The sequence below is a fragment of the Streptomyces sp. S.PNR 29 genome (assembly GCF_030386795.1).
Classification (GTDB): domain Bacteria; phylum Actinomycetota; class Actinomycetes; order Streptomycetales; family Streptomycetaceae; genus Streptomyces.
In genome coordinates, this window is sequence record NZ_JANUQM010000005.1 from 136,100 (window position 1) to 149,485 (window position 13,386).

Genomic DNA, 13,386 nt, shown 5'->3' on the forward strand with positions numbered 1-13,386 from the left:
ACTGCTCCGATCAAGCCGCATGCCGCACCTGTCCCCCCGCATCCTACGGCGGCCGTCCCCGCAGGCCGCTGTGGGAGGATCGGCAGCACAGATCATCACAACGTCGCACCCACCAGGAGCGTTCCCATGTCGTCGCATCCGGTCGCCGAGACCGTCGCCTCTCTGATGCCCAGGGCGAAGGCGGAACTCACCGAGCTGGTGGCCTTCCAATCGGTGGCGGACTTCGAGCAGTTCCCCCGGAGCGAGAGCGAGGGCGCCGCGCGGTGGGTCGCGGACGCGCTGCGCGCGGAGGGCTTCGAGGACGTGGCGCTGCTCGACACCCCGGACGGCACACAGTCGGTGTACGGCCACCTGCCCGGCCCCGAGGGCGCGAAGACGGTCCTGCTCTACGCCCACTACGACGTGCAGCCGCCCCTGGACGAGGCCGCCTGGTCCACTCCTCCCTTCGAGCTGACCGAGCGCGACGGCCGCTGGTACGGGCGCGGGGCCGCCGACTGCAAGGGCGGCGTGATCATGCATCTGCTGGCGCTGCGCGCGCTGAAGGCGAACGGCGGCATACCCGTGCACGTCAAGGTGATCGCCGAGGGTTCGGAGGAGCAGGGCACCGGCGGTCTGGAGCGGTACGCCGAGGAGCACCCGGAGCTGCTGGAGGCCGACACCATCGTCATCGGCGACGCGGGCAACTTCCGCGTCGGCCTGCCGACGGTCACCTCGACCCTGCGCGGCATGACCCTCGTCCGCGTGCGGATCGACACGCTCGAAGGCAACCTGCACTCGGGCCAGTTCGGCGGCGCGGCCCCCGACGCCCTGGCCGCCCTGATCCGCGTGCTGGACTCGCTGCGCGCCGAGGACGGTTCGACGACCGTCGACGGGCTGACCGCTGAGAGCCGGTGGGAGGGACTGCAGTACGCGGAGGAGCAGTTCCGGCAGGACGCCAAGGTGCTGGACGGCGTCCAGCTGATCGGCTCCGGCACGGTCGCCGACCGCATCTGGGCGCGCCCGGCCGTCACCGTCCTCGGCATCGACTGCCCCCCGGTGGTCGGCGCCACCCCGTCCGTGCAGGCGAGCGCCCGCGCACTGATCAGCCTGCGGGTGCCGCCGGGCGTGGACGCCGCCGAGGCGACCAAGCTGCTGCAGGCGCACCTGGAGGCGCACACACCGTGGGGTGCCCGGGTGAGCACCGAGCAGATCGGCCAGGGCCAGGCGTTCCGCGCCGACACCACCAGCCCGGCCTACCAGGCGATGGCGGACGCGATGGCGGTGGCGTACCCGGGCCAGGAGATGAGCTACGCCGGCCAGGGCGGCTCCATCCCGCTGTGCAACACCCTCGCCGCCCTCTACCCGCGCGCGGAGATCCTGCTCATCGGCCTGAGCGAGCCGGAGGCCCAGATCCACGCCGTGAACGAGAGCGTGTCCCCCGAGGAGCTGGAGCGGCTGTCGGTGGCGGAGGCGCTGTTCCTGCGCAACTACGCGGCGGGCTGACGGTTCTGCCACGAGCAGAGGGTCCTCGCCGCCGGGCGGGGGCCCTTCGTACGGTCGGCCCATGGACGTCATCGAGCTGCTCCCCAGCCTGCACCTCCTGCGCTTCCCCGTCGGCCAGGCCTATCTCTGGCGCGACGGGGACGAGGTCACACTGATCGACGCCGGACCTGCGGGCTTCGGCGCGGCGATCGCCGGCCTCGTGTCCGGGCCCGTACGCCGTGTCGTCCTCACCCACTTCCACGAGGACCACGTGGGCAGCGCGGACGAGTTGGCCGCCCGCAGCGGCGCCGAGGTGCTGGCCCACGGCATGGACGCGCCGGTCGTGCGGGGTGAGGTCCCTGGTCCGCCCCCGGTGTTCGAGGACTGGGAGCGCCCCCTGCGTGCGGAGGCGGTCAAGCTGCTGCCGCCTGGCGACTTCGCGCGCCCGTCCAAGGTCACCGAAGTGTCCGACGGCGACATTCTCGACTTCGGTGGCGGGGCGCACGTCGTCCACGTCCCCGGCCACACGCACGGCAGCATCGCGCTCCACCTTCCGCGGCACGGCGTGCTGTTCACGGGGGACGCCGTCGCCGCGTCGCCGGTCGACGGCAGCGTGATACTGGGCGTGTTGAACCTCGACCGGGATCTGGCCGTGGCCTCCTTCCTCCGGCTGGCGGCACTGGAGGCCGACGTGGCCTGCTTCGGTCACGGCGACCCGGTGATCGGCCACGCCTCCACGGCCCTTCGCCGATCGGCGGACAGGTACCGGGTCTCCCCCTGATGATGGGTCCATGTCCCCCTCCGCACGGCTGACCGCCCACACCGGCATCGCCACCGCCCTCGCCCTCCTCAGCGACCGCGACCTCGCGGACCTGGTGGCGTCGGGTACGCCCGTCGGCACCGGGATCGGCGGACGGGCGACCCTGGTGGACGTGGACGGCCGGCGGGTGTTCGTGAAGCGGATGCCCCTCACCGACACCGAGCGGCTGCCGGAGAACATCCACTCCACCGGGAACCTCTTCGGGCTCCCGCCCTACTGCCACTACGGCATCGGCGCCATCGGCAGCCCGGGCTTCGGCGCCTGGCGGGAGCTCGCCGTGCACACGATGACCACGAACTGGGTGCTGTCCGACCGGTTCGCCGGCTTCCCCCTGATGCACCACTGGCGGGTGCTGCCCGACACCCCACAGCCCCTTCCCGACGAACTGGCCGACGTGGAACGGTGCGTCGCCTACTGGGGCGGCTCACCGGGACTGCGCGAGCGCATCGAGGGCCTGCGGACGGCGACCGCGAGTCTGACGCTCTTCCTGGAGTACGTCCCGTACACCCTGCACGACTGGTTCAGCGCCCAACTGCGCACGGACGGCGCCGACGCCGCCTGCGCCCTGGTGGAAGAGGGCCTGGGGGCCGTGACCGCCTTCCTCCGCGAGCGGCGGCTGGTGCACTTCGACGCCCACTTCGGGAACATCCTCACCGACGGCCGCCGGCTCTACCTCACCGACTACGGCCTCGCCCTCTCGGCCCGCTTCTCCCTCACCGCCGAGGAGCGCGGCTTCTTCGCCCGCCACCGTCACTACGACCGGGCCTACGCCCTCTCCTACCTGGTGCACTGGCTCGTCGTCGACCAGTACGGGTACGGCAGGGACGAACGGGAGGCCTACATCCGCGCGTGCGCCGACGGCAGGCGGCCCGAGGGGATCCCACGGGCCGCCGCCGGCCTCGTCTCCCGGTACGCGCCGCTCGCCACGCTGGTGGGCGACTTCAACCGCCGCCTGGAGCAGGAGAGCAGGCTGACCCCCTACCCGCACGAGGAGCTCTACAGCAGCTGCACGCTCTCCGCGTAGTGGCAGGCGACCGGGTTGCCGGCACCGCGGTCGACCAGTGCGGGCGCCTCCTCCACGCAGGCGGTGCGTTCGCTCTCGGTCAGCTGGCCGGCGAACTTGGGACAGCGCGTGCGGAACCGGCAGCCGCTCGGCGGGCGGACCGGGCTCGGTACCTCGCCCTGGACGGTGATCCGCTTCCGGGCGCGTTCCTTGCGCGGGTCCGGCAACGGGATCGCCGAGACCAGGGCCTGGGTGTACGGGTGGGCGGGGCGGGCGAACAGCTGGTGGGCGGGGGCGATCTCGACCAGCCGGCCCAGGTACATCACGGCGACCCGGTCGGCCATGTGCCGCATCACCGACAGGTCGTGCGCCACGAACAGGTAGGACAGGCCGAGTTCGCTCTGCAGGTCCATCAGCAGGTTGAGGACCCCGGCCTGGATCGACACGTCCAGCGCCGAGACCGGTTCGTCCAGCACGACGACCTTGGGACGCAGCGCCAACGCCCGCGCGATACCGATGCGCTGGCGCTGTCCGCCGGAGAACTCGTGCGCGTAGCGGTTGCCGTGCTCGGGGTTGAGGCCGACGAGCCGCAGCAGCTCACGTACCTCGTCGGCGGCCCCGGGCCCGTACCTGCCGTGGATGCGCAGGGGTTCGGCGACGATCTCGTGCACCGAGATGCGCGGATCGAGGGAGGCGTACGGGTCCTGGAAGACGATCTGCAGCTCGCGCCGCAGCGGCCGCATCCGGCGCCTGCTCAGCTCGGTGAGTTCCTGGCCCCGGTAGCGGACCTGGCCCGAGGTGGCGGACTCCAGGCCGAGGACGGTGCGGGAGATCGTCGTCTTCCCGGATCCGGACTCCCCCACCAGGCCCAGGGTCTCGTTCTCGTGCAGGTCGAAGGAGACCCCGCACACCGCGTGCACGTCGCCCACCCGGCGGCGTACGACACCGCGGGACATCACCGGGAAGTGCTTGACGAGGTCGCGGACCTGGAGGACCGGCTCGCCGGTGCCGCCGTGGCCGGGCAGCGGGGTGAGGGGTGCGGCGGCCAGCGTGGGCGCGCTCATACGGGGTCCTCCTCGGGGGTGGTGACAGGTGCGGCGTCGGCGAAGCGGGCCAGGGCCGCGGAGTCGGCGCCGGTCGCGTCGAAGACCTCTCCGGCTCCGGTGCCGACGAGTTCGCCGGCGAAGTGGCAGGCGCTGAGGTGGCCGGCGGACCCTGCCCGGGTCAGCGGCGGCTCGGTGCTGTCGCAGTCGTCGCGGCGCAGGGGGCAGCGGGGTGCGAAGGGGCAGCCGGGGGGCAGGTTCAGCAGGGAGGGCGGGGAGCCGGTGATGGGGGTGAGTCGTGCCTCCTCGCGGTCGAGGCGGGGCAGGGAGCCGAGCAGGCCGAGGGTGTAGGGCATGCGCGGGGTGTAGAAGATCTCCTCGACGGAGCCGGTCTCCACCATCCGTCCCGCGTACATGACGGCCACCCGGTCGGTGTGCCCGGCGACCACGCCGAGGTCGTGGGTGATGAGGACGAGGGCCGCTCCCGTCTCGGCGCGGGCGGTCTGCAGCGCGTCGAGGATCTGCGCCTGCACGGTGACGTCGAGCGCGGTGGTCGGCTCGTCGGCGATGATCACGTCCGGGTCGTTGGCCATGGCGATGGCGATCACGACGCGCTGGCGCATGCCGCCGGACATCTCGTGCGGATAGGTGTCGACCCGCCGTTCGGGGCTCGGGATGCCGACCGTGCCGAGCAGGTCGATCGCCCGCTCGCGGGCGGCCCGGGCGTTCAGGTCCGGGTGGTGCCGGAGCAGGGTCTCGGTGATCTGGTAGCCGACGGGGTAGACCGGGTTGAGGGAGGTCATCGGGTCCTGGAAGATCATCGCGATGCCTTTGCCGCGTACCTCCGACAGCCGCGCGTCGGACAGTCCGAGCAGCTCCGACCCCGCGAACCGCACCGAGCCGCTCACCCGCGCGGTGGCCGGCAGCAGGCCCATCACCGCCAGGGCGGTGACGGACTTCCCGGAGCCGGACTCGCCGACGATGCCCAGCGCCTCCCCCCGCCTCAGACGGTAGCCGACGCCGCGGACGGCCCGTACGGTCCCGTCCTCCGTGGGGAACTCCACGGTGAGGCCGTCGACTTCGAGAACCGTGTCCTTGTCGGTGTCGGTCACTGTCGCACCCTTTGCTGCCGGGGGTCGAAGGCGTCGCGCAGTCCGTCACCGATGAAGTTGACGGTCAGCGCGATGGCGATGATGAAGGCGCCGGGGATGTAGAAGAGCCACGGCCGGGTGTCGACGGCCGTCTGGGCCTGGGCGACCAGCAGGCCGAGGGAGGTGTCCGGCGGCTGGACGCCGAAGCCGAGGAAGGACAGCGCGGTCTCGGTGAGGATGCCGGTGGCCACCAGGACCGTCGCGTTGACGATGATCGGGCCGAGCGCGTTCGGCAGCAGGTGCCGGAAGATGATCCGCGCGTCCGAGGAACCCAGCGCCCGCGCCGCCTCCACGAACTCCTTCTCGCGCAGCGACAGCACGCTGGAGCGTACGACCCGGGCCACGTAGGCCCAGGTCAGTCCCGCGATGACGAGGGCGATCCAGTACCAGGAGCCGCCGCTGCGGGAGGAGATGACGAGGGCGATGGCCAGCAGCGGAAGCGTCAGTACGAGGTCGGCGATCCGCATCATGACCGCGTCGACGAGGCCCCGGTAGAAGCCGGCGATCGCTCCCCAGATCGCGCCGACCAGGGTGGAGCCGAGCGCGATCATGACGGCGATCTTCAGCGAGGTCTGGGTGCCGCGCATGACCTGGGCGTAGGCGTCGTACCCGGAGGAGTCGGTGCCGAAGGGGTGCTTGAGGGACGGGGACCGGGAGTTGTCCGGGGTGAACTTCCGGTACGAGTAGTGCCAGAAGTGCGGGCCGGCGAACGCCCACAGCATGATCAGCAGGAAGAGGACCAGGCTGATCACGGCCGCGCGGTGGCGCAGGAAACGGCGCAGGACGAGCTGGGTCTGGCTGCGCTGCCGCACCGTGAACTCCTGGTCGACGCGCGGGGCTCGGGTGGCGATCGACCCGGGTGCCTTGATGTCAGTCATATCGGATCCTCGGGTCGAGGACGGCGTAGAGGAGGTCTGCGAGAAGGTTGAAGACGATGACGACGACCGCCGAGAGCAGCAGCCACGCCATGAGCCGGTAGACGTCGACGGTGGAGGCGGCCTGGACGAGCATCTCCCCCATGCCGTGCCACTGGAAGATCGTCTCGGTGACCACCGCGCCGCCCAGGATGCTCGCGATGTCGAGCGCCGTGACGGTGGTGAGCGGGATGAGGGCGGTCCGCAGGGCGTGCCGCGTGATGACCTTGCCCCGCCGGAGCCCCTTGGCGCGGGCCAGCCGGACATAGTCGCTGTTCAGCACCTCCAGCATGGAGGCGCGGGTGTAGCGGGTCCAGGAGGCGAAGGAGACCAGGGCGAGGGTGATGGTGGGCAGGACGAGGTGGCCGACGTGGTCGAGGAACTCGTTCCAGGGAGTGTCGACGTCGAGGTACGGCGACTTCTCGCCGATCGTGCCGAGGAACTGGCTGCCGGTGGCCTCGTTGAACCAGATGCCCGCCTGCTTGAGCAGGACGGCGAACCAGAACACCGGCATGGCGAGGAACAGGAAGCCGACGAAGGTGATCGAGTAGTCGGCGGCGGAGTACTGGCGGATCGCGCTGAACGCTCCGAACAGCACGGACAGCAGCAGGGCGATCACCATGGCCGCGGCGACCAGGCTGAGGGTCACGCGGAAGCGGGTGAACAGGTCGTGGCCGATGTCCAGGTTCGCCTGCACGGACGGTCCGAAGTCGCCGTGCAGCACTCCGGTGATCCAGTTCCAGTACCGCTCAAGGACGGGCTGGTCGGCGTGGATGTGCCGGGCGAAGGCGCGGACGGCGGCCTTGCTGGGGGCGGGCTGCCGCGAGGTGGCGAAGTTGGCCACCGGGTCGCCGGAGTTGACGACGACCAGGAACACGATGAACGTCGAGGCGATGAGGACGGGGATGGAGCCGAGGATGCGGCGCACGGTGTAGGCGAGCATGCGGTCTTCTCTCGGGGCCGACGGGGTGGGGTGCAGTCCGTGGGCCGGGGGCCCGGCCCCGCGGTCGCGGGGCCGGGCACTCGGGACAGCTGCCTGGGAGGGGCTACTTCTTCAGGCCCCACTCGGCGGTGTTGTAGGGCGGGCCCACGTTCGTGGCGTTGTCCCGCACGTTCACGAACCGCGTCTGCACCGCCAGGAACGTCGGCTTCTGGTACAGCGGCAGGACGTAGGCGTCGTCCGTCATGATCTTGTCGGCCCGGTTGAGCAGGGAGGCCGCCTTCGACTGGTCCGTCTCACCGACGGCCTGGTCGATCAGGGAGTCGACCTTCTTGTTGCTGTAGCCGCCGTAGTTGCCGCCGCCCCCGGTGGTCCAGGTGGACTGAGCGTTGCTGGTGGGGAACGGCGAGGCGACCCAGGCGAAGACGATGATGTCGTACTGGTGCCCCGTCAGGACGGTGCCGAGATCGGCTGCGCCGATCGGCTTGATGGTGACCTTGATGCCGAGGTTCGCCAGGTCGCTCTGCAGGATCTGGCACTCGCTCTGGCGGATCTGGTTGCCGGTGGTGTAACGGCAGTTGAAGGGTCCGACGGCCTTGCCGTCCGGGGTCTTCAGGGCCTTGCCCACGCCGGTGAACTTGGCGTCGGTCAGGTACTTCTTGGCCTTGGCCAGGTCACCCGATCCCTGCTCGGTCCCGGCGACGAGGTCCTGGTAACCGGTCTGACCGGGGACGTAGTTGTGGTTGCCGAGCTGCTTCACCTTCGGGTCGAACTGGCCGACCGTCTTGCCCACGATGTCCTTCACGCTGATGGCCGTGAACATCGCCTGGCGCAGCGGCTTGTACTTGCCGAGCACCGGGTTGTGCAGATTGAGGTCGAAGTGCTCCCAGGTCAGCCCGCTGCCGATGGTGTAGGTGACGTTCGGGATGTCCTTGACCTGCTTGACCAGATCCACCTCGGGCTGCGGGTAGATGGCCTGGACCTCGTTGTTCTGCAGGGCGGTCGGCTCCTGCGTGGCGTCCGTGATGACCTTGAAGATCAGCCGCTGCAGGGACGGCTTGTGCTTGCCCCACCACTTGGGGTCGGGGACGAAGGTGGCGTGGTCGTTGTCCACCCACTGCTGCATCTTGTACGGGCCCGCCGTCGCGTACTTGGTGGGCGGGGTCTTCAGGAAGTACTGCCAGCCCTTGGTCAGCTGGGCGGCCGTCATGTGGGCGGCGTCGCCGGTCTTGGCGCCGGAGAGCTTCTCGGCGACGTGCGCCGGGTACAGCGGATATCCCGCGCCGAACAAGCCCTTCCAGTCGGAGTACGGCTTGGACATCACGACGGTGACCGTCTTGCCGCCGTCGGATCCGGTGACCGACTTGATGCGGTCGTAGCCGGCCGTGCTCGCCGGCACGCAGCCCTTGGTCTGGGTGCTGTCACTGGCGGGCGGCGGCGGGCAGTCCTTGCCGTCGTTGGTGCGCCAGTAGTACACGAAGTCGTCGGCGGTGATGGGGGTTCCGTCGTTCCACGACGCCTTCGGGTTGATCTTGTAGACGATGGTCTGCGGGCTGGTGCTGGTCTGTCTCGCCGAGGTGACCAGGTCGGTGTTGAGGGCCACGCCCAGGTCCGGCTGGGGGACGAACACCGAGGGCAGGACGATGCCGAGAGCCTCGCCGTTCTCGAAGGTGTTGCCGTTGGCGTCCTGGACGTTCCACTGCTGGATGTTCTTCTCCAGCGTGTAGGTGAAGGTTCCGCCGGACTTCGTGGTGCCGGAGTTGCAGGTGTCGGCCCTGCCTTGGGTGGTGCAGGACGCGAGACCCGCGGAAGTGCTCGTGCCGGAGCCGCCGTTCCCACCGCCGCTGCTGCAGGCGGTGAGGACCAGCGTCAGCCCGGCGGCGAGCGTGATGCCCCGCGCGAGGGCAGATGAGTGCGCGCGCATGTCTCTCCTTGGACCGGCGGTGGATCCGGCCCGATGGAGGTGGCCGGCGACCGCGAAGAACTGAGCTGCGCACCGACGGTAGAACGCTCACCCTCTGTATTCGGATTTCTGTTCATACGGGGACGGCGAAGATTCACCCTCGCTTTGTTCTCGGAATCTCCCAGGTCAGGCAAACTCGGAAAGTTGCGACTCCAGAACGGCAAAATTCACGCCAACAACCGCACGGAATCAGCCATTCCGTGGATCTCCGCCGACCGGGACACCTGCCTCCAGATACAGCGCCTTTCCGTGTTCCCGGGCCCGCAGCGCCCAGCGCAGCCGCTCGTAGCGGACCGGCGGCAGCAGGCCGGCGGCCTCCTCCTCGGTCACGAAGCGCCAGTCGCGCAGCTCGGGCCCGGGCAGCAGCAGCCGTCCCGCCTCGGCGGAGCTCAGGCGTCCGCCGTCGAAGAGCAGGCGCAGCCCGCCGTAGCCGGGCGGCGCGGGCGGCTCCCAGTCGACGACCAGCAGACTCGGTACGTCGTCCAGGCGGATCCCGGTCTCCTCGGCGACCTCCCGCATACCGGCCCGGGCGGGTGCCTCGCCGGGCTCCACGACACCACCGGGGAACTCCCAGCCGGCCTTGTAGGTGGGGTCGACGAGCAGCACCCGGTCCTGTTCGTCGAAGAGGAGCACTCCGGCGGCGAGCGTCTCGGCGGTGGGCTCCGGCGTCTGCACGATCTCGCACGCGGGTACGGCCCCTGAGCTGACGGCTTCGGCGATGCGGGCGGCGGTCTCGTACGGGGTCAGGGCGCTGGTGTCGATCGGATGGGCGTCGGCGGTGAGCCATGAGGCGAGGGCGGTCCGGTACGGCTCGATGTGGTCGTCACTCCACTGCCGTACCCGCATCTCACCGTCGGGAAGGTCCGGAGGGACTTCCCGGTCGGCTATTCGCTCCCGCAGTATCGTTTCGGCCGGAGCGAGCAGAATGTGCCGGACACTGATCCGGCGAGCGGCGAGGCCGCCGAAGATCTCGTCGCGGTACTCCTGGCGCAGCAGGGTCATGGGGACCACGAGGGTCCCGCCCAGTTCGGCGAGCATCGCTGCCGCCGTGTCGATGACCAGGCGGCGCCAGATCGGGAGGTCCTGGTAGTCGCCGACCTCGGCGAGGTGCTTGGGCGGTAGCAGATGTGTGAGCGCTCCGCCGATGACCTCGGGGTCGAAGAGCGTGCTGTTCGGGATCAGGTCGATCAGTTCCCGTGCGGTGGTGGTCTTCCCCGCACCGAACGCGCCGTTGATCCAAACGACGGTCACGGTTCCCCCTCTTCTGTTGGCCCCCTGTGGCTTGCCCGCTCAACCCTGCCACGAAAACCAGCCTTCGTTGAGGGCGCATGACAACGGCGCCGGCGCCCCTGGGTGCGGGGCGCCGGCGCCGAGTGGTCCGGCTTCAGAGAGTGCTCGTCACTTGCCCTTCTTCTTGGGGAAGCCCTTCTTCTTGGCGTGGTCGAGGTCCAGGTTCTTGGTGGCGACGCTGCGCTGAAGGTCGCTGAGGGTCTTGTCCACGTCGACGCTGTTGAGGCCGACACCCTTCAGGTTCTCCCCCACGGCGTGGGACGGCGTGACGGCCGCGACGACGAACCCGGTGGCGAGGGAGGCGATGGCGAGCATGCTGCGCTTCTTCATGCCGGGTTCAACTGCGCAACCGGCCAGGAGTCACGGTCGGACATCACCGCTACCCTCCAGAGGAGTACGCGGCCGTGCGCGCACTCCCACCCACCCGCGGCCGCCCACGGCGCGAAGGGATCGTGCCGGGGCGGCCGGCGTCCATCACCGGAACGCACCGCAGGCGCAACGTCCCCCGCCGCACCGGCCGCCGCAGGCATGGACGAGGCCCCCTGAGCCCCGCACGTCACCGCCTGCGGGGGGGAACGTTCCTGCCGACGCGCCTCAGACGCCTGCCGCGGTCACGCCCGCCGTCCGGGCGAGCGCGGCCGCGGCCGCCCCCACGAGCCCCGCGTCCGTGCCCATCAGCGCGGGCGTCACGGTCAGGCGCTGCACGAAGGACAGGGTCGCGTAGTCGGTCAGGGCCTTGCGCAAGGGGACGAAGAGGACGTCGCCCGCCTTGCCCACTCCCCCGCCGATCACGGCGATGTCGATCTCGACGAGGGTCGCGGTGGCCGCGATTCCGGCGGCCAGCGCCTGGGCGGCCCGCTCGAAGGAACCCACGGCGACCGGATCTCCGTCGCGGGCGGCGGCGGCCACCGCGGCGGCGGAGGTGTCACCGTCCGGGCCGGGCTGCCAGCCGTTCTCCAGGGCGCGCCGGGCGATGTTGGGGCCGCTCGCGATCCGCTCCACGCAGCCGCGCGCGCCGCACGGGCACGGGTCGCCGTCCAGGTCCACGCTGATGTGGCCGATGTGGCCCGCGTTGCCGGTCGGGCCGGGGTGCAGTTGCCCGTTCAGCACCAGGCCACCGCCGACGCCCGTGGAGACCACCATGCACAGCGCGTTGTCGTGGCCACGGGCGGCGCCCTGCCAGTGCTCGGCCGCCGTGATCGCCACGCCGTCGCCGATCAGCTCGACGGGCAGGTCCCCGGTCGCGGCCCGGACCCGCGCCACGAGCGGGTAGTCGCGCCAGCCGGGCACGTTCACCGGGCTGACCGTGCCCGCGGAGGCGTCCACCGGCCCGGCGCTGCCGATGCCGACCGCCGTGGCACGTCCCCACAGCGGCGAGGCGGTCAGCTCACCGAGCACCTCCTCCACGGCCCCCATCACGGTCTCGCCGTCCTCCTGCGCGGGCGTCGCACGCTGGGCGCGCCCCAGGATCCGGCCGTGGCCGTCCACCAGCGCTCCGGCGATCTTGGTGCCGCCGATGTCCAGCGCGGCCACGAGGTCGGTGTGCATCAGAGTCGGATCTCCCCGTCAACCATGAGAAAGCGAGTGGGAAACATCAGGCCGGTCTCGCGGTGGGGGGCGCGGGCCGGAGCGTGCGATGGACAGTGTCCCCCGCATCTGACAACGTTGTCCAGGCTCTATGCTCGACGCCACATCCTCATACAAGCCCATGGACCGACGCATCCCCGTGGACGACAGGACAGGACACCGCACCGTGCCCGAGACGCCCCGCTCGCCCCGCCGACCCGGCACCCGCTACGGCAACCGTCCGACCATGAAGGACGTGGCGGCCCGAGCCGGCGTCGGGCTCAAGACCGTCTCGCGTGTGGTGAACGGAGAGCCGGGTGTCACCCCGGAGACGGAGCGGCGCGTCCAGGAGGCCATCGAGGCACTGGGCTTCCGCCGCAACGACAGCGCGCGGGTGCTCCGCAAGGGCCGGACGGCTAGCATCGGACTGGTGCTGGAGGATCTCGCGGACCCGTTCTACGGGCCGCTGAGCCGCGCGGTCGAGGACGTGGCCCGCGCCCACGGATCGCTGCTCATCAACGGCTCCAGCGCGGAGGACCCGGACCGCGAGCAGGAGCTGGTGCTGGCACTGTGCGCGCGGCGGGTGGACGGGCTGGTGGTCATTCCGGCCGGCGACGACCACCGTTATCTGGAGCCGGAGCTCAAGGCGGGCGTCGCGACGGTGTTCGTGGACCGGCCGCCCGGGAAGATCGACGCGGACGTCGTGCTGTCCGACAACTACGGCGGCGCCCGCGACGGGGTGGCCCACCTCATCGCACACGGGCACCGCCGGATCGGCTTCATCGGCGACATGCCCCGCATCCACACCGCCGCCGAGCGGCTGCGCGGCTACCGGGCGGCCATGGAGGACGCGGGCATACCGGTCAAGGACTCCTGGATGTCCCTGGGCGTCACCAGCCCCGAGCGGGTGCGCCGGGCGGCGGAGGAGATGCTCTCCGGTGCCGACCCGGTCACCGCGATCTTCGCGGGCAACAACCGGGTGACGGTCACCGTGGTCCGGGTCCTCGCCGAGCAGTCCCGCAGCGTCGCCCTCGTGGGCTTCGACGACATCGAGCTCGCCGACCTGCTGCAGCCGGGCGTCACGGTCGTCGCCCAGGACGCGGCCGCCATCGGCCGCACCGCGGCCGAGCGCCTCTTCCGACAGCTGGACGGCACCCTGGTGACGCCCGAACGCATCGAGCTGCCGACCCGGCTGATCACCCGCGGCTCCGGCGAGCTGCCCCCGGCGGACTGAG

General features: G+C 70.9%; 12 protein-coding genes. 4 read left to right on the plus strand and 8 right to left on the minus strand.

Annotation, left to right across the window (positions count from 1 at the left end; translation table 11 throughout):
• The first annotated feature begins 126 nt into the window (after nucleotides 1-126).
• The 3 genes from NW895_RS15620 to NW895_RS15630 all read left to right on the plus strand — a co-directional run bounded on the left by NW895_RS15620 (nucleotide 127) and on the right by NW895_RS15630 (nucleotide 3,305).
• A complete protein-coding gene (locus NW895_RS15620; RefSeq protein WP_289936135.1) occupies nucleotides 127-1,482 on the plus strand; it encodes a dipeptidase in 1,356 nt (451 codons plus the stop codon).
• Between the two features lie 61 nt (nucleotides 1,483-1,543).
• Nucleotides 1,544-2,242, plus strand: coding sequence for an MBL fold metallo-hydrolase (locus tag NW895_RS15625; RefSeq protein WP_289936136.1), 699 nt, complete (start codon nucleotides 1,544-1,546; stop codon nucleotides 2,240-2,242).
• Nucleotides 2,243-2,252: 10 nt separating this feature from the next.
• Nucleotides 2,253-3,305: a protein kinase family protein gene (locus tag NW895_RS15630; protein WP_289936137.1), complete on the plus strand. Its 1,053-nt coding sequence runs from the start codon at nucleotides 2,253-2,255 to the stop codon at nucleotides 3,303-3,305.
• On the opposite strand, the gene NW895_RS15635 is transcribed toward NW895_RS15630, so the two are convergent.
• From NW895_RS15635 to NW895_RS15670, 8 genes are all read right to left on the minus strand, one after another.
• Nucleotides 3,278-4,348, minus strand: coding sequence for an oligopeptide/dipeptide ABC transporter ATP-binding protein (locus tag NW895_RS15635; protein ID WP_289936138.1), 1,071 nt, complete (start codon nucleotides 4,346-4,348; stop codon nucleotides 3,278-3,280). The two genes, NW895_RS15630 and NW895_RS15635, sit on opposite strands and share 28 nt — an antisense overlap.
• Nucleotides 4,345-5,439: an ABC transporter ATP-binding protein gene (locus tag NW895_RS15640; RefSeq protein WP_289936139.1), complete on the minus strand. Its 1,095-nt coding sequence runs from the start codon at nucleotides 5,437-5,439 to the stop codon at nucleotides 4,345-4,347. Before NW895_RS15640 ends, NW895_RS15635 begins: the two co-directional genes overlap by 4 nt.
• Nucleotides 5,436-6,356, minus strand: a complete 921-nt coding sequence (locus NW895_RS15645) for an ABC transporter permease (RefSeq protein ID WP_289936140.1) — start codon at nucleotides 6,354-6,356, stop codon at nucleotides 5,436-5,438. The genes NW895_RS15640 and NW895_RS15645 overlap by 4 nt, the downstream gene beginning before the upstream one ends.
• Nucleotides 6,349-7,335 carry an ABC transporter permease gene (locus NW895_RS15650; RefSeq protein WP_289936141.1) on the minus strand — a complete coding sequence of 329 codons (987 nt, stop codon included), beginning with the start codon at nucleotides 7,333-7,335 and terminating at the stop codon, nucleotides 6,349-6,351. Before NW895_RS15650 ends, NW895_RS15645 begins: the two co-directional genes overlap by 8 nt.
• A gap of 103 nt (nucleotides 7,336-7,438) precedes the next feature.
• On the minus strand, nucleotides 7,439-9,256 hold the full coding sequence (locus NW895_RS15655) for an ABC transporter family substrate-binding protein (protein WP_289936142.1): 1,818 nt from the start codon (nucleotides 9,254-9,256) through the stop codon (nucleotides 7,439-7,441).
• Nucleotides 9,257-9,484: 228 nt separating this feature from the next.
• The gene (locus NW895_RS15660; RefSeq protein WP_289936143.1) at nucleotides 9,485-10,546 is read right to left on the minus strand and encodes an NUDIX hydrolase; all 1,062 of its coding nucleotides are present in this window, start codon (nucleotides 10,544-10,546) and stop codon (nucleotides 9,485-9,487) included.
• 147 nt (nucleotides 10,547-10,693) lie between these two features.
• Nucleotides 10,694-10,915: a hypothetical protein gene (locus tag NW895_RS15665; RefSeq protein WP_289936144.1), complete on the minus strand. Its 222-nt coding sequence runs from the start codon at nucleotides 10,913-10,915 to the stop codon at nucleotides 10,694-10,696.
• Nucleotides 10,916-11,179: 264 nt separating this feature from the next.
• The gene (locus NW895_RS15670; protein ID WP_289936145.1) at nucleotides 11,180-12,133 is read right to left on the minus strand and encodes an ROK family protein; all 954 of its coding nucleotides are present in this window, start codon (nucleotides 12,131-12,133) and stop codon (nucleotides 11,180-11,182) included.
• A gap of 160 nt (nucleotides 12,134-12,293) precedes the next feature.
• Here NW895_RS15670 and NW895_RS15675 point away from each other — a divergent pair, with 160 nt between their 5' ends.
• Complete coding sequence (locus tag NW895_RS15675; protein WP_289936146.1) at nucleotides 12,294-13,385, plus strand: LacI family DNA-binding transcriptional regulator; 1,092 nt, start codon at nucleotides 12,294-12,296, stop codon at nucleotides 13,383-13,385.
• Nucleotide 13,386 lies beyond the last annotated feature (1 nt).

Coding starts and splice junctions, on each gene's coding strand:
- NW895_RS15620 (WP_289936135.1), top strand. CDS start 127: ATGTCGTCGCATCCGGTCGCCGAGACCGTCGCCTCTCTGATGCCCAGG.
- NW895_RS15625 (WP_289936136.1), top strand. CDS start 1,544: ATGGACGTCATCGAGCTGCTCCCCAGCCTGCACCTCCTGCGCTTCCCC.
- NW895_RS15630 (WP_289936137.1), top strand. CDS start 2,253: ATGTCCCCCTCCGCACGGCTGACCGCCCACACCGGCATCGCCACCGCC.
- NW895_RS15635 (WP_289936138.1), bottom strand. CDS start 4,348: ATGAGCGCGCCCACGCTGGCCGCCGCACCCCTCACCCCGCTGCCCGGC.
- NW895_RS15645 (WP_289936140.1), bottom strand. CDS start 6,356: ATGACTGACATCAAGGCACCCGGGTCGATCGCCACCCGAGCCCCGCGC.
- NW895_RS15650 (WP_289936141.1), bottom strand. CDS start 7,335: ATGCTCGCCTACACCGTGCGCCGCATCCTCGGCTCCATCCCCGTCCTC.
- NW895_RS15655 (WP_289936142.1), bottom strand. CDS start 9,256: ATGCGCGCGCACTCATCTGCCCTCGCGCGGGGCATCACGCTCGCCGCC.
- NW895_RS15665 (WP_289936144.1), bottom strand. CDS start 10,915: ATGAAGAAGCGCAGCATGCTCGCCATCGCCTCCCTCGCCACCGGGTTC.
- NW895_RS15670 (WP_289936145.1), bottom strand. CDS start 12,133: ATGCACACCGACCTCGTGGCCGCGCTGGACATCGGCGGCACCAAGATC.
- NW895_RS15675 (WP_289936146.1), top strand. CDS start 12,294: ATGGACCGACGCATCCCCGTGGACGACAGGACAGGACACCGCACCGTG.